The 20,199-nt window shown below is 50.1% G+C and carries 14 protein-coding genes; 7 read left to right on the forward strand and 7 right to left on the reverse strand.

What is annotated here, in order from left to right:
• Window positions 1-13 precede the first annotated feature (13 nt).
• From hmsP to D9736_RS20550, 3 genes are all read left to right on the forward strand, one after another.
• A complete protein-coding gene (hmsP, locus tag D9736_RS20540; protein ID WP_130210114.1) occupies window positions 14-2,002 on the forward strand; it encodes a biofilm formation regulator HmsP in 1,989 nt (662 codons plus the stop codon).
• 182 nt (window positions 2,003-2,184) lie between these two features.
• Window positions 2,185-3,471 carry a C4-dicarboxylate transporter DctC gene (gene dctA, locus D9736_RS20545; protein WP_130216296.1) on the forward strand — a complete coding sequence of 429 codons (1,287 nt, stop codon included), beginning with the start codon at window positions 2,185-2,187 and terminating at the stop codon, window positions 3,469-3,471.
• Window positions 3,472-3,690: 219 nt separating this feature from the next.
• Window positions 3,691-5,187, forward strand: a complete 1,497-nt coding sequence (locus D9736_RS20550; RefSeq protein ID WP_130216298.1) for a pitrilysin family protein — start codon at window positions 3,691-3,693, stop codon at window positions 5,185-5,187.
• Between the two features lie 124 nt (window positions 5,188-5,311).
• Here D9736_RS20550 and D9736_RS20555 read toward each other — a convergent pair whose 3' ends face one another.
• The 3 genes from D9736_RS20555 to kdgK form a co-directional block, all read right to left on the reverse strand.
• Window positions 5,312-7,396, reverse strand: a complete 2,085-nt coding sequence (locus D9736_RS20555; protein WP_130259064.1) for a hypothetical protein — start codon at window positions 7,394-7,396, stop codon at window positions 5,312-5,314.
• A complete protein-coding gene (locus tag D9736_RS20560; protein ID WP_130259065.1) occupies window positions 7,383-8,588 on the reverse strand; it encodes a DUF3142 domain-containing protein in 1,206 nt (401 codons plus the stop codon). Before D9736_RS20560 ends, D9736_RS20555 begins: the two co-directional genes overlap by 14 nt.
• A 94-nt stretch (window positions 8,589-8,682) precedes the next feature.
• Entirely contained in the window at window positions 8,683-9,612 is a 930-nt protein-coding gene (kdgK, locus tag D9736_RS20565) for a 2-dehydro-3-deoxygluconokinase (RefSeq protein WP_130259066.1), read from the reverse strand.
• A 232-nt stretch (window positions 9,613-9,844) separates the two neighbouring features.
• On the opposite strand from kdgK, the gene pdeH reads away from it, so the two are divergent.
• Together pdeH and D9736_RS20575 are read left to right on the forward strand one after the other, a co-directional pair.
• Window positions 9,845-10,612 (forward strand): cyclic-guanylate-specific phosphodiesterase, encoded by a 768-nt coding sequence (gene pdeH / locus D9736_RS20570; protein ID WP_130222959.1) that lies wholly within the window; start codon window positions 9,845-9,847, stop codon window positions 10,610-10,612.
• Window positions 10,613-10,680: 68 nt separating this feature from the next.
• A complete protein-coding gene (locus D9736_RS20575) occupies window positions 10,681-12,741 on the forward strand; it encodes an AsmA family protein (protein ID WP_130259067.1) in 2,061 nt (686 codons plus the stop codon).
• A 184-nt stretch (window positions 12,742-12,925) separates the two neighbouring features.
• Here D9736_RS20575 and D9736_RS20580 read toward each other — a convergent pair whose 3' ends face one another.
• The 3 genes from D9736_RS20580 to D9736_RS20590 form a co-directional block, all read right to left on the reverse strand.
• Window positions 12,926-14,248: an MFS transporter gene (locus D9736_RS20580; protein WP_130216306.1), complete on the reverse strand. Its 1,323-nt coding sequence runs from the start codon at window positions 14,246-14,248 to the stop codon at window positions 12,926-12,928.
• A 410-nt stretch (window positions 14,249-14,658) separates the two neighbouring features.
• On the reverse strand, window positions 14,659-15,672 hold the full coding sequence (gene yhjD, locus D9736_RS20585) for an inner membrane protein YhjD (protein ID WP_130210132.1): 1,014 nt from the start codon (window positions 15,670-15,672) through the stop codon (window positions 14,659-14,661).
• A gap of 48 nt (window positions 15,673-15,720) precedes the next feature.
• Window positions 15,721-16,620: a LysR family transcriptional regulator gene (locus D9736_RS20590; protein WP_205712850.1), complete on the reverse strand. Its 900-nt coding sequence runs from the start codon at window positions 16,618-16,620 to the stop codon at window positions 15,721-15,723.
• Window positions 16,621-17,135: 515 nt separating this feature from the next.
• Here D9736_RS20590 and D9736_RS20595 point away from each other — a divergent pair.
• Entirely contained in the window at window positions 17,136-17,738 is a 603-nt protein-coding gene (locus D9736_RS20595; RefSeq protein ID WP_130216310.1) for a response regulator transcription factor, read from the forward strand.
• A 50-nt stretch (window positions 17,739-17,788) separates the two neighbouring features.
• Here D9736_RS20595 and D9736_RS20600 read toward each other — a convergent pair whose 3' ends face one another.
• Window positions 17,789-19,438, reverse strand: coding sequence for an alpha,alpha-trehalase (locus D9736_RS20600; protein ID WP_130259068.1), 1,650 nt, complete (start codon window positions 19,436-19,438; stop codon window positions 17,789-17,791).
• Window positions 19,439-19,935: 497 nt separating this feature from the next.
• Between D9736_RS20600 and D9736_RS20605 the strand changes: the two genes are divergently transcribed.
• A partial coding sequence (locus D9736_RS20605) for a pyridoxal-dependent decarboxylase (protein ID WP_240779368.1) occupies window positions 19,936-20,199 on the forward strand: 264 nt, incomplete at its 3' end.

Genomic DNA, 20,199 nt, shown 5'->3' on the forward strand with positions numbered 1-20,199 from the left:
GGGGAGAGATAATTTGCGCGTTAGTCGTTCGTTAACAATCAAGCAGATGGCAATGGTGGCGGCCGTTGTTCTGGTGTTTGTCTTTGTTTTTTGCACCGTTTTGCTGTTCCATCTGGTACAGCAGAATCGCTATAACACGGCTACGCAACTGGAAAGCATTGCTCGTTCTGTCCGCGAACCCTTGTCCTCAGCCATCCTCAAAGGGGATATTCCCCAGGCGGAGGCCATTCTCTCCAGCATCAAACCTGCGGGCGTGGTCAGCCGCGCAGATGTGGTGCTGCCTAACCAGTTCCAGGCGCTGCGTAAAAGTTTTATTCCCGAACGCCCGGTGCCGGTAATGGTTACCCGACTGCTCGAACTACCGGTGCAAATCTCGCTGGGCGTCTACTCGCTGGAGCGCCCGGCAAACCCACAACCGATTGCCTATCTGGTGTTACAGGCGGATTCCTTCCGCATGTATAAGTTCGTGATGAGTACGCTCTCCACGTTAGTGACCATTTACTTACTTTTATCGCTCATCCTGACAGTGGCGATTAGCTGGTGTATTAACCGACTGATATTACATCCTTTACGCAATATTGCTCGTGAGCTGAACGCCATTCCACCGCAAGAGATTATCGGCCATCAGCTGGCGCTGCCGCGTCTGCATCAGGACGATGAAATAGGCATGCTGGTGCGCAGTTATAACCTTAACCAGCAACTGTTGCAGCGCCATTATGAAGAGCAGATCGAAAACGCGATGCGCTTTCCGGTGTCGGACTTGCCAAACAAAGCCCTGCTGATGGAGATGCTGGAACAGGTGGTGACGCGTAAACAGACGACTGCGCTGATGATTATCACCTGCGAAACCCTGCGCGACACCGCCGGTGTGCTGAAAGAGGCGCAGCGGGAAATCCTGCTACTTACGCTGGTGGAAAAACTCAAGTCGGTGCTGTCGCCGCGCATGGTTCTCGCGCAGGTCAGTGGCTATGACTTCGCTGTTATCGCCAACGGTGTGCAGGAACCGTGGCACGCGATTACTTTAGGTCAGCAAGTACTCACTATCATGAGTGAGCGTTTGCCGATTGATCGCATTCAACTGCGCCCACACTGTAACATCGGCGTGGCGATGTTCTATGGCGATATCACCGCCGAACAACTTTATGGTCGTGCTATTTCTGCGGCGTTTACCGCGCGTCATAAAGGGAAGAATCAGATTCAGTTCTATGATCCGCAGCAGATGGAAGCCGCTCAACAGCGGCTGACGGAAGAGAGCGATATCCTTAATGCGCTTGAAAATCATCAATTTGCGATTTGGCTACAACCACAAGTTGAGATGACCAGCGGCAAGTTAGTCAGCGCGGAAGTGTTATTGCGTATCCAGCAACCGGATGGGAGTTGGGACCTACCGGATGGGTTAATTGATCGTATTGAGTCTTGTGGACTGATGGTTACCGTCGGTCACTGGGTGCTGGAAGAGTCATGCCGACTGCTTGCCGCCTGGCAGGAGCGCGGCATTATGCTGCCATTATCGGTGAACATCTCAGCTCTGCAACTGATGCACCCGAATATGGTGGCGGATATGCTGGAACTGCTAACGCGCTATCGTGTTCAGCCAGGAACGCTGATTCTGGAAGTGACAGAAAGCCGACGCATTGATGACCCTCACGCGGCGGTGGCAATCCTTCGTCCGCTGCGCAACGCCGGAGTACAGGTGGCGCTGGATGATTTCGGTATGGGCTATTCAGGGTTGCGTCAGTTGCAGCATATGAAATCTCTCCCGGTGGACGTTTTGAAAATCGACAAAATGTTCATTGATGGGTTACCGGAAGATAGCAGCATGATTGCCGCGATTATCATGTTGGCGAAAAGCCTGAATCTGCAAATCATTGCTGAAGGCGTGGAGACAGAAGCACAACGTGACTGGTTGGCAAAGGCGGGCGTTGGAATTGCCCAGGGCTTCCTTTTTGCACGTCCACTTCCCATTGAAATCTTCGAAGAAAGTTACCTGGAAGAAAAATAGCTACCCCAAACTGATTACAAAACTTTAAAAAGTGCTGGTTTGTGCGAGCCAGCTCAAACTTTTTAACATTTTTGTTTCAATTATGATCCAGGTACATTTCTGTGATGTTGTCTGGGTGTTATTTTAAGGCCGCAGGTACCCCATAACCTTACAAGACCTGTGGTTTTACTAAAGGACACCCTATGAAAACCTCTCTGTTTAAAAGCCTTTACTTTCAGGTCCTGACAGCGATAGCCATTGGTATTCTCCTTGGCCATTTCTACCCTGAAATAGGCGAGCAAATGAAACCGCTTGGCGACGGGTTCGTTAAGCTCATTAAGATGATCATCGCTCCCGTCATCTTTTGTACTGTCGTCACTGGCATTGCGGGCATGGAAAGCATGAAGGCGGTCGGTCGTACCGGCGCAGTCGCACTGCTTTACTTTGAGATAGTCAGTACCATCGCGCTGATTATTGGTCTTATTATCGTTAACGTTGTACAGCCAGGTGCTGGAATGAACGTCGATCCGGCGAGTCTGGATGCGAAAGCGGTAGCCGTTTACGCCGCGCAGGCGAAAGACCAGGGCATTGTCGCCTTCATTATGGATGTCATCCCGGCGAGCGTCATTGGCGCGTTTGCCAGCGGTAACATCCTGCAGGTGCTGCTGTTTGCCGTACTGTTTGGTTTTGCGCTGCACCGTCTGGGCAGCAAAGGCCAGCTGATTTTTAACGTTATCGAAAGTTTCTCGCAGGTCATCTTCGGCATCATCAATATGATCATGCGCCTGGCACCGATTGGGGCGTTCGGGGCGATGGCATTTACCATCGGTAAATACGGCGTCGGAACACTGGTGCAGCTGGGGCAGCTGATTATCTGCTTCTACATCACCTGTATCCTGTTTGTGGTGCTGGTACTGGGTTCAATCGCTAAAGCGACCGGTTTCAGTATCTTCAAATTTATCCGCTACATTCGTGAAGAACTGCTGATTGTGTTGGGAACATCGTCTTCCGAATCGGCGCTGCCACGTATGCTCGACAAGATGGAAAAACTCGGCTGCCGGAAATCGGTGGTGGGGTTGGTCATCCCGACAGGCTACTCGTTTAACCTTGATGGCACATCGATATACCTGACGATGGCGGCGGTATTTATTGCCCAGGCCACTAACAGTCAGATGGATATCGTCCACCAAATCACGCTGTTAATCGTGTTGCTGCTTTCTTCTAAAGGGGCGGCAGGGGTAACGGGCAGTGGCTTTATCGTGCTGGCGGCGACGCTTTCAGCCGTAGGCCATTTGCCGGTGGCGGGTCTGGCGCTGATCCTCGGTATTGACCGCTTCATGTCGGAAGCTCGTGCGCTGACTAACCTGGTCGGTAACGGTGTAGCAACCATCGTGGTCGCTAAGTGGGTTAAAGAACTGGACCACAAAAAACTGGACGATGTGCTGAATAATCGTGCGCCGGAAGGCAAAACGCACGAATTATCCTCTTAATCTCACCACTTATGCCCGCACTCCCTTCCCCGAGTGCGGGTGTTTGCGCATAATTGCCCCCTGTGCCTGAACTTACCACCTGGGTGAGTTCAGGTTTATTTCACTTCTTCCGTGACATTTTCATATTCTTGCGGTCTAACACGAAGTGTTTTTAATGTCATTTAGACTGACCGACAACGGGCAGTTTTTTATTACCAGGATAGTTGATCAGGGGTTCACATGCAGGGCACAAAAATTCGACTTTTAGCGGGCGGTTTGCTGATGATGGCCACTGCTGGCTATGTGCAGGCAGATGCGCTCCAGCCTGATCCAGCATGGCAACAGGGGACGCTCTCCAACGGTTTACAGTGGCAAGTGCTGACCACGCCCCAGCGTCCCAGCGATCGTGTTGAAATTCGCCTGCTGGTTAATACCGGTTCGCTCGCCGAAAGTACCCAACAGAGCGGTTATAGTCATGCCATTCCCCGCATCGCGCTGACGCAAAGCGGTGGCCTTGAAGCTGCACAGGCACGTTCACTGTGGCAACAGGGGATCGACCCTAAGCGCCCGATGCCGCCGGTGATCGTCTCTTACGACACCACGCTGTTTAATCTTAGTCTGCCAAATAACCGCAACGACTTGCTGAAAGAGGCGCTCTCTTATCTGGCAAATGCCAGTGGCAAACTGACTATCACGCCAGAAACCATCAACCACGCGCTGCAAAGTCAGGACATGGTGGCAACCTGGCCTGCCGACACCAAAGAAGGCTGGTGGCGCTATCGTCTGAAAGGATCAACCTTGTTAGGTCACGATCCTGCCGATCCGCTGAAACAACCCGTTGAAGCAGAAAAGATTAAAGACTTCTACCAGAAATGGTACACCCCGGATGCAATGACGCTGCTGGTGGTGGGGAACGTTGATGCGCGCTCGGTTGTAGACCAAATCAACAAAACGTTTGGCGAACTGAAAGGCAAACGTGAAACACCGGCTCCGGTGCCGACGCTTTCTCCTCTGCGTGCGGAAGCGGTGAGTATTATGACCGATGCGGTACGCCAGGACCGGTTATCCATCATGTGGGATACGCCGTGGCAGCCGATTCGTGAATCAGCCGCACTGCTGCGCTACTGGCGTGCGGACCTGGCCCGTGAGGCGCTGTTCTGGCACGTTCAGCAAGCATTAAGCGCCAGTAACAGTAAAGACATTGGTCTTGGATTTGACTGTCGTGTGCTGTATCTGCGTGCGCAGTGTGCCATCAACATCGAGTCACCAAACGACAAGCTGAACAGCAACCTTAATCTGGTGGCGCGTGAGCTGGCGAAAGTTCGTGACAAAGGTCTGCCGGAAGAAGAGTTCAACGCTCTGGTGGCGCAAAAGAAACTGGAACTGCAGAAATTGTTTGCCGCCTATGCGCGAGCCGATACCGATATTCTGATGGGCCAGCGGATGCGTTCGTTGCAAAATCAGGTTGTCGATATCGCGCCGGAGCAATATCAGAAACTGCGTCAGGATTTCCTCAACAGCCTGACGGTAGAAATGTTAAATCAGGATTTGCGTCAGCAACTGTCGAACGACATGGCGTTAATTCTGTTGCAGCCGAAAGGTGAGCCGGAATTTAACATGAAAGCGTTGCAGGCCGCATGGGATCAAATCATGGCCCCATCGACTGCGGCTGCCGCCACATCTGTTGCCACGGATGACGTCCATCCTGAAGTTTCGGATATTCCACCCGCGCAGTAATAAATAACCCGGCAGCGTTTCTTCTACGCTGCCGGGATTAACGGTAATGAATAACGTAGTCTGAATGATATGCGTCAGCAGTTTTCGCCAGTCCGTAAGGAGAGCCTTTCTCATCCCTGTAAGGTTATTTCTTCAGATCCTTCTTAAACACTGGTTCAGGACAATCACGACCAAAATGTGCAGCCCAGTCAAAAGCTTTACCGTTTTTCACGTAGCGTTGATAAATTAATGCACCGGTTTCTGGATCAAGGTATCTGACCCAACTTGCAGCATGGCATAACACGGCGGCCCATGTCTGGGTTTTGGGGTGAAGTAAATCGGCAGATTGTCCGGCCCATTCCGCAGCCTGCCAGCGGTAATGCAAGAAGTGGTTATTTTTGTCAGGTACTGCATTAGCAAAACGACGGTTTTCTTTCTCACTTATCCAGCCGCTATCATTAGTGTAGGAATAAGGTGTGGAATATGCTCCGCTGGTAATAGCATAGTCGGGATACATTTCATAGGCGACGAGTTCGATGCCATTATATCGTAATAATCTTGCCGCCTCGTATTGCGCCTGCGCGCGCTCCTGATTATTGATATTATTATTTTGGCTTTTTTCCATTAAATCTGCCAGTTGCTGCGCCATTTTACGGTAATTTGGAATATCAAAGTAGCTGACGGCTTGCTGATATTGACCATTGCGAATAAACCTTCTGGCCAGTAATGCACGTAATTTTACGTCAGTTGGAATGAGCGTTGGGGGAACGAAGTAACCGCTATATTCTCTGTCATAATCATTTTCAGATGACTGCAAATTAAAGGGTTTTAGCTGTTGGCTGGGCGGTGGTACATTTTTATCAACAAACGTTTTTAACTCCTGTAACGTTAATACACTTTCCCCCACATCAGCTAAATCTGCCCAATAAGTATCTTTGCCTTTATAAAACAGCGTCATTGCTTGCAAGTAATCATCGCGCTTCAACGCCAGAATTGCTTGCTCGCCAGCAATACGACATGATGGCATAATGATCTCATTACCGTGGTAGTAATCACTTTCTGTCATCGGGTTGCCCCACGTTTCATTTTCCGGGAAGAATTTTGCCGCACTGGCATAATAGCGGGTCGCTAAAGGAATATTACCTTCACGCAGCGCCATTTTTGCGTTTAACCATTCGCGGAGGCCGCTTTCTGGCGCATCCTCTAATAAGACTTTCGTTAACGAGTAATCACCATTACGATAAGCTAATGCGGCCAGTCGATCGCTATAAGAAAATCCTTTTATCCGATGGTTCACCAACAAGTTGATCAATTTTTCACGTTGTGTTGTGCAGAAATATTCACTGTTTTCGGTAATGCACCCATCCTGGCTATACCCTCTGTCGTGACGAATAAAAAGCTCTGCGATGACCAGTTTCTGAACTATGGGATCATCAATAATATTTTCTAAAAGGGCGAAATTTTTTTCATTTGTCAGATACAGTGCAATTCTGCGTAATGAGATTTTACCTACGGGGGAACCTTGTGCAGCCTGTTGCGCATAATATGTGATGGCTCCATTCATATCTGCTTTATTCAGCCGGTAAAAACCTAACTGCCCCAAGCTGGCGAGAGAGAGTTGTTCGGGGTCTGGCTCACCATTGCGAACTTCTTCTATAATTTGTTGATAAAGTTTAATCCCCTTTATGGATTCCTCACTATGATACGCGCCAGTATTATAAGCTAACTCGTCATTTTCACCTGAATCGAATATTTTACGGGCCTGGGTATACATTGCCTTCAGCCGCCATTCACCTTGTTCGCTTTTGGGTAAGGCTAATAATTTATCGAACCAGGGGCTGTCATAGATGAAGTGATAAAAGTCTATGGCTCCCAGATAATAGAGTCGTTCTGCTGTAGGTAGTTTTGTCTTCAGTTTCTCTGCTATCTCTTGTAGACGTTTTTCGCGAGTGTAATGCTGATAATCGGTATCCTTTTGCGTTTCTCTGTACTGATAATAGTCCTCTAAATCGTTTGGTTCGATCTCTGGCTGCCATAAAGGTAAACGTGGATCGCGTTCGACTAAATGTCGAGCTTCATATATGAAACTGCCATTAGGCATTTCTGTTAATGTGTGTTGTCGATCATGCAAAAGTGAGTTCGGCGCATAAGGCCCGCAAGCATAAGCGTTCTCGCAAATGAGCGTGAATAACACAACGCTGGCAATCCGCGATATCTCATGGCGTAACATTAAACTCTCCTTGTAGTCTTTGATTGCAGCGCGCCCATCCCAGCGGACTGCTTTCTCCGGCGCGCAGTTGCCTGGCGCTTCCTCTCACAAAATTCAGGCTGGATGGCCCGGGTTGCACCTGATAGTGGCTGGCTCCATCAGCGAATAGACAATCTGCATTGGGCAGAATTATTTTTTTTGGCAACGGCGCATCAATTTCTCCGCTGTTTTTAATAGCCAGATCAAAAAGCTGTTCGTCTGCATGTTGAGCAATAATTAACGACCAGCGTGGGGTCAGCGGTTGATGCTGAATCACGGCTTCCAGCGTCGTCAGTGACCAGGCGCGGCGATCGCCTGCTAACGGTAGCCGAAACCATACCAGCCCCTGTAATCCACGCGGTGGTTGCTGTTCTAAATATTGAATGAAATCGGCAATGGTTTGCGGTGACACACTTAATTCACGCATCTCTTCGGCAACGTATAACGGAGCTTCACTCTCGACGCGATTATCACTGGTGAGCGCAGAACCGTAAGCGGGCAATGCGATGAAAAAAGGATGCGTGGTTTGTCTGGCATATTGCTTTACCCAACGCTGCGCCAGACTGGCATCTAACAGGCCTTTTTCGGGCGAAAGCACGTTATGTACTTGTAAAACCGAAGTGTCCGCAATGCGCAATAATCGGACGAGATGTGGTGATTCAAGCCAGGTGGGTAGGGCGGTAACGCTAAGTTTTATATTTGCAGGAAGCGTCTGATGTAACGCACTAAGAAGTGTCAGATATTCCGGCAATTTTGCTGTTGGCGCGTCATAATCAATTTCCACACCTGCAAGCGTAACCCCTGCCTTTTGCCACTCACGTAGGGTCTGTTGAATATGCTGGATAACTTGCTGGTTATTAAACCGTGTAAGCTGGCCATCGAGTCGCGCGACCAGCCAGACCGGGCGCCCATCTTGCTTAATAAGTGAAGTATTAACCGTAAAGTGTCGGATGCCTTCTTGCGGGTGAAATTGCATCCCAAGTATGCGCAGCGTAGAGAAAAGTGGGCGGCTTCGTTTTAGTGCCTCGTTATGTTCTGCTGTCCAGACGCGTTGCCAGATATAGACTTGCTGATCAAAGCGAAGCGGTTGTGAAGGGGTAAATAAAATATGCAGCCCGTAGCCCAGGCCGATCAGAAGAAGTGAAGCTGCAAAAATCCTTTTGCAAGATGGCATATTGTTACGGCATTGCGATTATCAACAGGCTGATAGTGTACCGCTGTAACTATTAACGGAGAACGAATATCTATCCGTTCTCCGTCAAAAACCATTATTCCGGCATTGCTTCACGCGGGATAATCGCGCCGCGATACTGAATAACGGTACTTGCAGTCAAATGTCCACGTTTCGCGGCATCTTCCGCACTACCGCCTGTCAGACGTACCGCCAGATAACCGGCGCTGAAAGAGTCGCCAGCTGCGGTGGTATCGATCACTTTTTCTTTCGGCAGTTTCACCGCCGGAACATCCACTAACCCTTCACCAGCAATGGACACCAGGCAAGAATCTGCTCCGCGTTTCACCACAACTTCATTCACGCCCGCTTTATGGGTGCGCGCAATGACGTCTTCCACCGGTTGTTGACCCCACAGCGCGTCTTCGTCGTCCAGCGTCAGGAAGGCGATATCCGTGCATTCCAGCATTTGCTGATACACCTGCTGCGTTTCTTCTTTACTGGCCCACAGGCGCGGACGGTAGTTATTGTCGAAAACCACTTTTCCGCCGTTGGCGCGGCATTCGCGCAGCAGGGAAAGCAGTTTTTCGCGGCTGGTTGGGCTTAAAATCGCCAGGCTAATCCCGCTAAGGTAGAGATAATCGAATTTCGCCAGCTCTGCGCAAATCGCCGCTGACTGCTCGCTTTCCAGCCAGAATTTGGCCGCGGCTTCGTTACGCCAGTAGTAGAACGTACGTTCGCCAGTTTCATCGGTTTCAATGTAGTAAAGGCCCGGCAGGCGGTTTTCCATCCGTTGGGTCAGGGAAGTATCAACGTTCTCGCCGTGCCAGGCGTCCAACATCTGCTGACTAAAACTGTCCGTTCCCAGCGCCGTCACGTAATGAACGGTTAATGCCGCAGAATCGACCTGACGGGCGATGTAGACGGAGGTGTTCAGGGTATCGCCGCCGAAACCGCGCTTAACGTCTGCGCCTTTCTCGGAAAGCTCAATCATGCATTCGCCAATCACGGCAATCTTTTTGGACATAGTCGTGAACCTGATCTGTAAAAAAATTAGCGTTAGTTTGCGCTGTGGTGGTTTGTTGGTCAACTATATTAAAACACTGTTCCATTATTTTTTTGAGCCAGAACGTATTCCTGGAAGATTTCGCCGCAGGACGGGCAAATTTAGCCGCTTCGGGCGGTAAAGTTCTGGCGTTGCGCGCCGATAACATTTGTCGAGTCCGGGCAGCATCACTTTTAAACACAGGACATCTTCGATGATAAGGCAGGTTATTCAGCGAATAAGCCATCCTGAAGCAAGTATCGAAAGCTTGCAGGAACGACGCTTTTGGTTGCAGTGTGAACGTGCTTACACCTGGCAACCGATTTACCAGACATCCGGTCGGTTGATGGCCGTAGAGCTATTAACGGTCGTTACCCATCCCGAGGATCCTTCGCAACGACTGCCGCCGGATCGTTATTTTGCTGAAATCACCATCAGACATCGTATGGATGTGGTGAAAGAACAGATTGATTTGCTGGCGCAAAAAGCCGTGTTCTTTGTTGAGCATGGCCTGCTGGCATCGGTTAATATCGATGGTCCGACACTTCTCGCCCTACGTCAGCAGCCGGAAATTTTGCGTCAGATTGACCGCCTTCCCTGGCTGCGTTTTGAACTGGTAGAACATATCCGCCTGCCGAAAGATTCAACCTTTGCCTCGATGTGTGAATTTGGCCCGTTATGGCTTGATGATTTTGGCACCGGGATGGCAAATTTCTCCGCGCTAAGTGAAGTCCGTTATGACTACATTAAAATCGCTCGCGAACTGTTTGTGATGCTGCGCCAGTCGCCGGAAGGCCGCACGCTCTTTTCGCAGCTTTTACATCTAATGAATCGCTATTGTCGCGGGGTGATTGTCGAGGGCGTGGAAACGCAGGAGGAGTGGTGCGATGTGCAGAATTCCCCCGCATTCGCCGCACAAGGCTGGTTTCTTTCGCGTCCGGCACCGATAGAAACGCTGGATACGGTGGCTCTGGTGGTGTAGCCGCCTCATTTTCCGCCTGGCTGGACTATCTTTAGGACTGGCCCAGGAAGAATATGAGGAAGCGAACTATGAGCAAGGCAGGCAAAATAACCGCCGCGATTTCAGGTGCTTTCTTGTTGTTGCTCGTCGTGGCGATCATTTTGATTGCGACTTTTGACTGGAATCGACTCAAACCGACCATCAACCAGAAAGTCTCTGCGGAGCTGAATCGCCCGTTCGCTATTCGTGGCGATCTGGGCGTGGTATGGGAGCGGCAAAAACAGGAAACCGGCTGGCGCAGCTGGGTGCCGTGGCCCCATGTACACGCGGAAGACATCATTCTCGGCAACCCGCCAGACATTCCCGAAGTCACAATGGTGCATCTGCCACGGGTAGAAGCAACGCTGGCCCCTCTGGCGCTGCTGACCAAAACGGTCTGGCTACCGTGGATCAAACTGGAAAAGCCGGACGCACGCCTGATTCGCCTCACAGAAAAGAATAACAACTGGACGTTTAATCTCGCCAGCGATGACAACAAAGACGCGAATGCAAAGCCGTCGGCGTGGTCGTTTCGGCTGGATAATATTCTGTTCGATCAAGGGCGGATCGCCATTGATGACAAAGTCAGCAAAGCGGATCTGGAAATTTTTGTCGATCCATTAGGCAAGCCGTTGCCGTTCAGTGAAGTCAGCGGATCGAAAGGTAGGAACGAGAAAGAAAAGGTGGGCGATTACGTTTTTGGCCTGAAGGCGCAGGGACGTTATAACGGCGAACCGCTCACTGGCACGGGAAAAATCGGCGGTATGCTGGCGCTGCGTGGCGAAGGGACGCCGTTTCCGGTACAGGCTGATTTTCGCTCTGGTAACACCCGTGTTGCTTTTGATGGCGTCGTGAATGACCCAATGAAAATGGGCGGCGTCGATTTACGGCTTAAATTTTCCGGCGATTCGCTGGGCGATCTCTATGAACTGACGGGCGTTCTGCTGCCTGATACCCCACCGTTTGAAACCGATGGCCGGCTGGTAGCGAAAATCGATACGGAAAAATCGTCGGTCTTTGATTATCGTGGCTTTAACGGGCGTATTGGCGATAGCGATATTCACGGTTCTCTGGTCTACACCACCGGTAAGCCACGGCCAAAACTGGAAGGTGACGTCGAGTCGCGCCAATTGCGGCTGGCAGATTTAGGGCCGTTAATTGGCGTTGATTCCGGTAAAGGAGCGGAAAAGTCAAAACGGTCTGAACAGAAGAAGGGCGAAAAAAGCGTTCAGCCTGCGGGCAAAGTGCTGCCGTATGACCGCTTCGAAACCGATAAATGGGATGTCATGGATGCCGATGTTCGCTTCAAAGGCCGTCGTATTGAGCATGGCAGCAGCCTGCCGATTAGCGATCTTTCTACCCATATCATCCTCAAAAACGCTGACCTACGCCTGCAACCGCTGAAATTTGGCATGGCGGGCGGCAGCATTGCGGCGAATATTCATCTGGAAGGCGATAAAAAGCCGATGCAAGGGCGGGCAGATATTCAGGCTCGTCGACTGAAACTGAAAGAACTGATGCCAGATGTGGAACTGATGCAAAAAACGCTGGGGGAAATGAACGGTGATGCGGAATTACGCGGTAGCGGTAACTCAGTGGCGGCGCTTTTGGGGAACAGTAACGGTAACCTGAAACTGTTGATGAATGACGGGCTGGTGAGCCGCAACCTGATGGAGATTGTCGGGCTGAATGTCGGTAACTACATTGTCGGTGCGATTTTCGGTGATGATGAGGTGCGGGTGAACTGCGCGGCAGCAAATCTGAATATTGCCAACGGCGTGGCGCGTCCGCAGATTTTTGCTTTTGATACTGAGAACGCGTTGATTAATGTTACCGGCACGGCAAGTTTTGCTTCGGAACAGCTGGATTTGACTATTGATCCGGAGAGTAAAGGGATTCGGATTATCACACTGCGTTCGCCGCTGTATGTGCGTGGGACGTTTAAAAATCCGCAGGCTGGGGTGAAAGCCGGGCCGCTGATTGCCCGAGGTGCCGTTGCGGCGGCACTGGCAACGCTGGTGACGCCAGCTGCGGCCTTGCTGGCGCTGATCTCACCTTCCGAAGGGGAGGCTAATCAGTGTCGGACGATTTTGTCGCAGATGAAGAAGTGATGATAATTGCCGGATGTCTGACATCCGGCAATTAAACAGATTTAGATTGTTGGCAAAGTGCGCTTTGTTCATGCCGGATGCGGCGTGAACGCCTTATCCGTCCTACAAATCCACCCGAATTCAATATATTGTATGGAAATTCAGGCCCGATAAGCAGCGTAGCGCATCAGGCTTTTCAGTCTTATTACAACGACTGATGTCGCGTCTCATGCGTCAGCAGCAGGGCGATTAACGTCAAGCCAGCCATTGCCGCCAGATATAACCCCACCGCACCTAACCCGTAGTTAGTTTGCAACCAGGCCGCGATATACGGCGCAACGGAAGCCCCGAGAATCGACGATACGTTGTAAGAGAACGATGCTCCGGTGTAACGCACTTCTGTCGGGAACAGCTCTGGTAACAGCGCACCCATTGGTCCGAAGGTCAGCCCCATCAGGCTTAACCCCAGCAGCAGGAAAGCAAAAACCAGAATCGGATTGCCAGAACCGAGCAGTGGATTAAAGGCGAACAGCGCGAACAGGATGATAAGCGTCGTGATGATCACCATACTTTTACGCCGCCCAAAGGCATCGGCCAGCAATCCGGCTACTGGTACCATCACGCCAAAACCAATAACTGCCATCATCAGCATCCACAGCACTTCATTACGCGGCAGGCCAAGCCCAATTGGCGCGGCTGCGGTACTGAAGGTCATTGAGTAGACCGTCATGATGTAAAACAGCGTATAGGTTGCCAGCATGATGAAGGTACCGAGCACCGTGACGCGTACGTGTTTGGTCAGCAGAGTACCCAGCGGGATCTTCACCTGCTTTTTCGCTTTAGCGACTTTCTCAAACACCGGTGACTCATGCAGCGACACGCGAACATACAGGCCGATAATGACCAGCACCGCCGAGAAGATAAACGGCACGCGCCAGCCCCAGCTCATAAACTGCTCATCAGTCAGCAGCCAGGAAAGCAGCAGAAAAGTGCCGTTAGCAAAAAAGAAGCCAATCGGTGCGCCCAGCTGTGGGAAGGAACCGTACAGCGCACGTTTACGCGGTGGTGCGTTCTCGGTTGCCAGCAGCGCTGCGCCACCCCATTCACCGCCTAATCCCAGACCCTGACCAAATCGAGCCAGTGCCAGCAGCAGCGGGGCGAAAATACCAATCGTGGCGTAGCCCGGCAGCAGACCAATCACCACTGTTGAAATCCCCATCGTTAGCAACGAGGCGACCAGCGTCGCTTTACGCCCAACGCGATCGCCAAAATGGCCAAATACGGCAGAACCGATTGGGCGTGCGACGAAAGCGATGGCGAAGGTGGCGAGCGACTGTAGCGTCGCCGCGGCGGGATCGCCCTGCGGGAAGAAGATATGCGGGAACACAATAACGGCCGCAGTGGCGTAAATGTAGAAGTCGAAGAACTCAATGGCCGTGCCAATGAGGGAGGCGACAAGGACTTTATTACGTGAGTTTATCGGCTTGTATTCTTGCTCGTTGTCGAGTGTTGTGGCTGTTGCTTGCATAATCTTTTCTTATTTTTTGGCGAACGAATAGCCATATTACGCACAGCAAAAGTGATATTTCAATGTGTAACAAATTGCGGAAAAGGTTAAAAAACAGGCAAAAAGCGGATAATGTTTAGACTAGTGATTTTTCTTCTATGAAATGCTTCACACAATTTCATAAATGGTGGATAAAACTGGTTTCAGGTTAAATAAAAGTTACCAACTGGATTTATATGCTGGGTTTATGAGTTGGTGTGAAATTGTTGGCTCCCGAAGAGATGGCTGAAGAGGTCCAGGGGAAGAGTTTCAGGTAGTTATGTAAGCATTATAGCCGGATGCGATGCTGGTGCATCTTATCCGGCCTACGGGGAGCCAGGTCGAATAAATTCGTAGGCCGAATAAGGCGTTTACGCCGCATCCGACCTATTTTAATGCTGCGTTTTCCCCGGCATTCGCGGGTCGTCTTTGTATTCGGCGGTGGCAATCCACGCCGCGCAAAACAACGTCAGACGGGCGAAGAAGTAGAAAAATGCCATCAGCCCCAGCACGGAACCAAATGCCGCGCCAGAGGGGGATTTCATCAACGACGGCAGGGTATACGTCATCACGATTTTAATGACTTCAAAACCAATAGCCGCGATGAATGTTCCACGAATCAGCGCCTTTTTACGCGGGCGATGACGCGGAAGACGCCAGAAGATCCAGAAGAAAAGCAGATAGTTGGCGAAGATAGAAATCGCCATGCCAATCAACCGCCACGTCGGTTTCAGCCACTCAATACTGTTAAGGTGCAGGGCGCTAATAATCATTTGCTGCGCCGAACCGGCAACCGAGGTTATTGAAAGCGTGACAATCAGCGCAATCAATAAACCAATCAGCGAAATAAAATCACGCAGATACTTAACCCAAAACTTCTCCTGATCTTGCGGTGAACGTTCCCAAACATCGCGCGATTGAGCGCGAATTGCTTCACGCAAATTTCCCATCCAGTTAATCCCGGAATAAAGCGCAACCGCCAGGCCGACAAGCCCTACGGTCGTACGCTGCTGAACGGCGGTGTTGATGGTATTTTTCAATGTGGCCGCCAGCGTCGGATCGCTGATGTTTTGCAGAATTTTATCGAAGATATCCTGCAGCAGCATCGGATGGGAGGCCAGCACAAAGCCCCCTGCGGCAAACGACACCATCAAAATCGGGATCATCGATAAAAACGAGAAATAAGTGATTGCCGCGCCAAACTGGTTACCCAGCCGATCATTGAAGCGTTCTGTTGCGCGTATCAGGTGCGCGATGATGGGTTGACGTTGGACTTTCCCGGCAGTGGTGGTGACGGTTTCCAACGCCTGACTGACTTTGCTGCCTTTATCGCTATTATCCAGATGTTTAATTTGCTCGTGCTCCAGATCCTGGGTGGGACGTTTGATCTCGTTTTCCTGCGTCATCCGCTCTTTAGTCCTTCTGTCGTTGTCTGTCTTAAAAAGTATAGTCGGTCAGTCCAGGTGCTCTTTTATTACGCCAGCCAGCCACTGCATAAACAGATTTACACGGCGGGAAAGCTCCCGACGCTGGGGATAAACCAGAGAAATGGATAGCGGCTCGGCGCGGTAGTTGGGCAACACTTCAATAAGCCGCCCGGCGCGTAGGGCTTCGCGTACGGCGACGCGGGGGATTTGAATGATACCCAGACCCGCCAGGCCGGCGGCGAGATAGGTTTCGCTACTGTTTACCGTCAACATGCCGCCGGACTTAAACCACTGGACGCCATTACTGGTAGCAACCTCAAAACCTAATGGATGCGCGCCCAAATGCGGCGTGTAATGCACCACCGCGTGCGAAGTCAGATCGTCCACACTTTGCGGATAACCAAAACGCGTCAGATAGTGCGGGCTGGCACAGTTGACCATCGTCAGTTTGCCGAGGGGGCGGGTAATAATACCCTCGTCGGGCAACGAGCCCGTGCGCATCACGCAATCATAGCCATCACGAAGAATATCAATCGCCCGGTCACTGCTACTTAATTCCAGTTCAATCCCTGGGTACTGATGAAGAAATTCTGGCAGGCGCGGCAGCAACAGGTTTTTCGCAATCCCGAGCGGGATATCGACGCGTAATTTGCCGCTGATGCTGGTGGTATCCTGCTGAAACAGGCCGTCCAGTTCGTTGAGATTACTCAACACATCTTTCGCTCGTTGGTAATAGGTCATGCCGTCGGGGGTAAGTTTGACTCGCCGCGTAGTGCGATGCAGCAACTGGGTGCCAAGCTGATGTTCCAGTGCCTGTATCTGGCGCGAAACACTTCCCTTTGGCAAAGCAAAGAAATCCGCTGCGCGGGAAAAACTTTCCAGCTCTGCGACCTTAATGAACAACTGCATTGCGTGAATTTTATCCATTTCTTTGACCGATTGTTGTTCACAGCGAAACAGTAACGCGTCTATCGCATTATTTATTGTTTTTTCTAGCATCTAATGCAAGGTTTCACAACGTAGTAATGATTAATACCGGTATTTTTTAGAAGGAAATGTCTGATAAGCTTCACTGGAAAGGAAAAATAACGCTTGAAAGACTGTCTTTTCAGCAATTTCCTGCAAAATAGTAAATGCAGTATTGGCTTTTCGTGCGCAATTTAATCGTTTTGCGGTCAGGTATTTAGCCAGCTCTCGCGAAAATCACGGTTTATTTGAATGGCGGCCAGACGAAGATATAAGGATATCCTCAAAAATGTTTTAAATAATGCCCTCGACATGTAATTTCAGGCCGTCAGCTGTAACTATTTATATCGGTAACTATTTTCCACATTGCATATCTGTAGAATGGCTACCGCCAAATGGCGAATTCTTATTTTGCCTCTCGGGTAATACCCTTCCCCTACTTAAGAGTTTTAACGTATCCAGGTGGAGATTCAGTAATGCATATAATCATGTTTGACAGGCAGTCAATATTTATTCACGGAATGAAAATCAGCTTACAGCAGCGTATTCCAGGAGTGAGTATTCAGGGCGTCGATCAGGCAGATGCACTGTGGCAAAAACTGGAAAGCTCCCCTGAAGCCTTAGTCATGCTTGATGGCGATCAGGATGGTGAGTTTTGCTACTGGTTACTGCAAAAAACCGTAGTGCAATTTCCTGATGTTAAAGTGTTGATAACGGCGACGGATTGCAGCAAACGATGGTTACAGGAAGTTATCCATTTTAACGTGATGGCAATTGTACCGCGTGATTCAGCCGTCGAGACGTTTGCATTGGCGGTAAATAGCGCGGCAATGGGAATGATGTTTCTGCCCGGAGACTGGCGAACTACACCGGAAAAAGACACAAAAGATCTCAAATCGCTAAGTGCCCGCCAGCGGGAAATTTTAACTATGTTGGCGGCAGGTGAATCAAATAAAGAGATCGGCAGGGCGCTAAATATCAGTACCGGAACGGTTAAAGCGCATCTGGAGTCGCTTTACCGCCGCCTGGAAGTGAAAAACCGCACTCAGGCGGCGATGATGTTAAATATCGCCTCCTGAAGAGGGTAATTTTATAGCCAGCAGGTTGTTCGTGGCTGGCTGTAAAACTATTACGGTTCGCCGTACAAACCTATCAGGCGCCGTACCACACCGTTGGTCCAGCCAAATCCATCCTGCAACGGATATTCGCCCCCGCCGCCCTCACGGGGAATGCCATCGGCAATATGGTATTTCTCGATCAGTTTGTGGTGTTCCAGGTAAAACTGGTTCACTGTCTTCAGCCAGCTACGCGCGATTTCATCACCCAGATAGTCATCGCCGTACATTTTAAATCCCTGAATCGCCATCCACTGCAATGGCGCCCAGCCGTTGGGTTTATCCCACTGTTCTCCGGTTTCATACTCGCTTGCCAGAATCCCTCCCGGCGTCAGTAAACGGCTACGTACGGCGTTTGCCAGGCGGTCTGCCTGTTCGTGATTCGCCATGCCCACGTATAACGGCACAATAGCGGCAGCGGAAAAGAGGGCTAACTGCTCGCGCCGCCAGTCGTAATCGCGGTAGATGCCGTTTTCATCATCCCAGAGATAACGGTTAACTGCATCGCGGCGGGCGTTGGCTTTCTGGCGGAACAGCGTTTCCGTCTCTTTCTCACCTTTCAGCGCCGAGATGTTGGCAATGGCGCTCTCCAGTTTAAACAGGAAAGCATTAAGGTCGATGGGGATGAATTGGGTAGTGCGAATGCTTGCCAGACGGCCCGCGTCACGTAGCCAGCGTGATGAGTAATCCCAGCCAGAAGCGGCACCTGCGCGTAAATCGCGATACACCTCGTTAGGCGGGCGACCGGAGTGTTTCGCGGTTTCCACATCTTCCAGCCAGGATTCATCGCGCGGCGTGTCGCGGTCATCCCAATAACGGTTGAGCAGGGCCCCGTCCGGCATCCGCACCACATGGCGATAGGCCTGATTCGGAATCAGTGATTCTGCGCCGTCCATCCAGAAGGCATATTCCATTTTTAGATGATCAAGGTAACGGCGTGCACCGCGCACACCATCTTCTTCAAATAGCTCCACCATTAACGCAAAAACTGGTGGCTGCGAGCGGCTCAAATAATAGGTGCGGTTGCCGTTGGGGATGTGGCCATAGTTTTCTATCATCCAGGCGAAGTTATCGGCCATGCATTTCAGTAAATCCTCACGCCCGCTCTCTGCCAGCCCCAGCATGGTGAAATAGGAATCCCAATAGTAGGTTTCGCTAAAACGGCCCCCCGGGACAATGTACGATTGCGGTAGCGCCAGCAGGGAAGACCAGGGAATATGATCCTGGGGTTCGCGGGTTAACACCGGCCATAGTTGGTCGATATGCTCTTTCAGTGAGTTTTGCGGGTCTGATACATACTCGCTGGAGTAGACTTCCGGCAGCCAGAAGTGCTTTTCAACAAACTGGTGTAAGTCGAAATCGCGATGACGGCGCACTTTACGATAGCGGATTAAGATATCCAGCGGGTCCATTTTGGGGGCGCAGTCAGGGAAGGTTTTGCTGTCAGGGAAAATTTTCGCCGACTGGACATGCTCGAACAGTTCGAGATAACGATCGGCAGGGGTCAGTGCATCAGAGGCGGGTAGCCCCTCAATCATCTCGGGTTCTGGCTCTGCCTCAATCATCTCATCCAGTTTTAATTCATACGGATCCAGCTCATAGCAGAGATCGACTTCGATCATCCGTTCATCTGGATTAAGGTTTTGAATTTTCTGATTGAGCATAAGGATCCGACCTCCGAAATTCGTCTCTAATTATCGGGCTTTCCTTTAAGAGTAGTCATTCGCTACGGTCGATGGGGGATGAAGTGTGCGGAAGATCACGTTTATTAATGTGTCAAAAAATATAACTCCTTAATATACAAAGAAAATGAGTGATAAACGTTTTTTTGCAAAATTTCATTTTCGGAACATTCACGCACTCTATGATAAAAGCAAGTACATCGTTGTTGTTACAAATAAGAGTAGCGGTTATCTGTGTAGAATGCCGAAGGAAGTAAAATCTATTTGGTAATTAAAGAAATAACAGGCATTCCTCAATTATATATTTGAAATTAATTTGGTAATTTCTGATGTAAATATTAATAGTGCTCTTTTATTATATAAATAAATCAATTTTATGCTTAGGATTTTGTTATTTAAATTATAACCGTAACCCCTTGCGCCCATTCCAGATAAATCCTACTTTTTTATTGCCTTCAAATAAATTTAAGGAGTTCGAAATGGACCAGAAGCTGTTAACGGATTTCCGCTCAGAACTACTCGACTCGCGTTTTGGCGCGAAGGCAATTTCTACTATCGCGGAATCTAAACATTTTCCGCTGCATGAAATGCGTGATGATGTCGCATTTCAAATTATCAATGATGAATTATTTCTCGACGGTAACGCGCGTCAGAATCTGGCAACTTTTTGCCAGACCTGGGACGACGAAAATGTCCATAAATTGATGGATCTGTCGATCAATAAAAACTGGATCGACAAAGAA

This window comes from Escherichia sp. E10V10, assembly GCF_004211985.1.
Classification (GTDB): Bacteria; Pseudomonadota; Gammaproteobacteria; order Enterobacterales; family Enterobacteriaceae; genus Escherichia.

Excerpts from the sequence above, each read along its gene's own strand:
- D9736_RS20555 (WP_130259064.1), bottom strand. The coding sequence starts at position 7,396 with ATGTTACGCCATGAGATATCGCGGATTGCCAGCGTTGTGTTATTCACG.
- yhjD (WP_130210132.1), bottom strand. The coding sequence starts at position 15,672 with ATGACGCAGGAAAACGAGATCAAACGTCCCACCCAGGATCTGGAGCAC.
- D9736_RS20580 (WP_130216306.1), bottom strand. The coding sequence starts at position 14,248 with ATGCAAGCAACAGCCACAACACTCGACAACGAGCAAGAATACAAGCCG.
- D9736_RS20590 (WP_205712850.1), bottom strand. The coding sequence starts at position 16,620 with ATGGATAAAATTCACGCAATGCAGTTGTTCATTAAGGTCGCAGAGCTG.
- D9736_RS20560 (WP_130259065.1), bottom strand. The coding sequence starts at position 8,588 with ATGCCATCTTGCAAAAGGATTTTTGCAGCTTCACTTCTTCTGATCGGC.
- D9736_RS20600 (WP_130259068.1), bottom strand. The coding sequence starts at position 19,438 with ATGCTCAATCAGAAAATTCAAAACCTTAATCCAGATGAACGGATGATC.
- pdeH (WP_130222959.1), top strand. The coding sequence starts at position 9,845 with ATGATAAGGCAGGTTATTCAGCGAATAAGCCATCCTGAAGCAAGTATC.
- D9736_RS20575 (WP_130259067.1), top strand. The coding sequence starts at position 10,681 with ATGAGCAAGGCAGGCAAAATAACCGCCGCGATTTCAGGTGCTTTCTTG.
- dctA (WP_130216296.1), top strand. The coding sequence starts at position 2,185 with ATGAAAACCTCTCTGTTTAAAAGCCTTTACTTTCAGGTCCTGACAGCG.
- kdgK (WP_130259066.1), bottom strand. The coding sequence starts at position 9,612 with ATGTCCAAAAAGATTGCCGTGATTGGCGAATGCATGATTGAGCTTTCC.
- D9736_RS20550 (WP_130216298.1), top strand. The coding sequence starts at position 3,691 with ATGCAGGGCACAAAAATTCGACTTTTAGCGGGCGGTTTGCTGATGATG.
- D9736_RS20595 (WP_130216310.1), top strand. The coding sequence starts at position 17,136 with ATGCATATAATCATGTTTGACAGGCAGTCAATATTTATTCACGGAATG.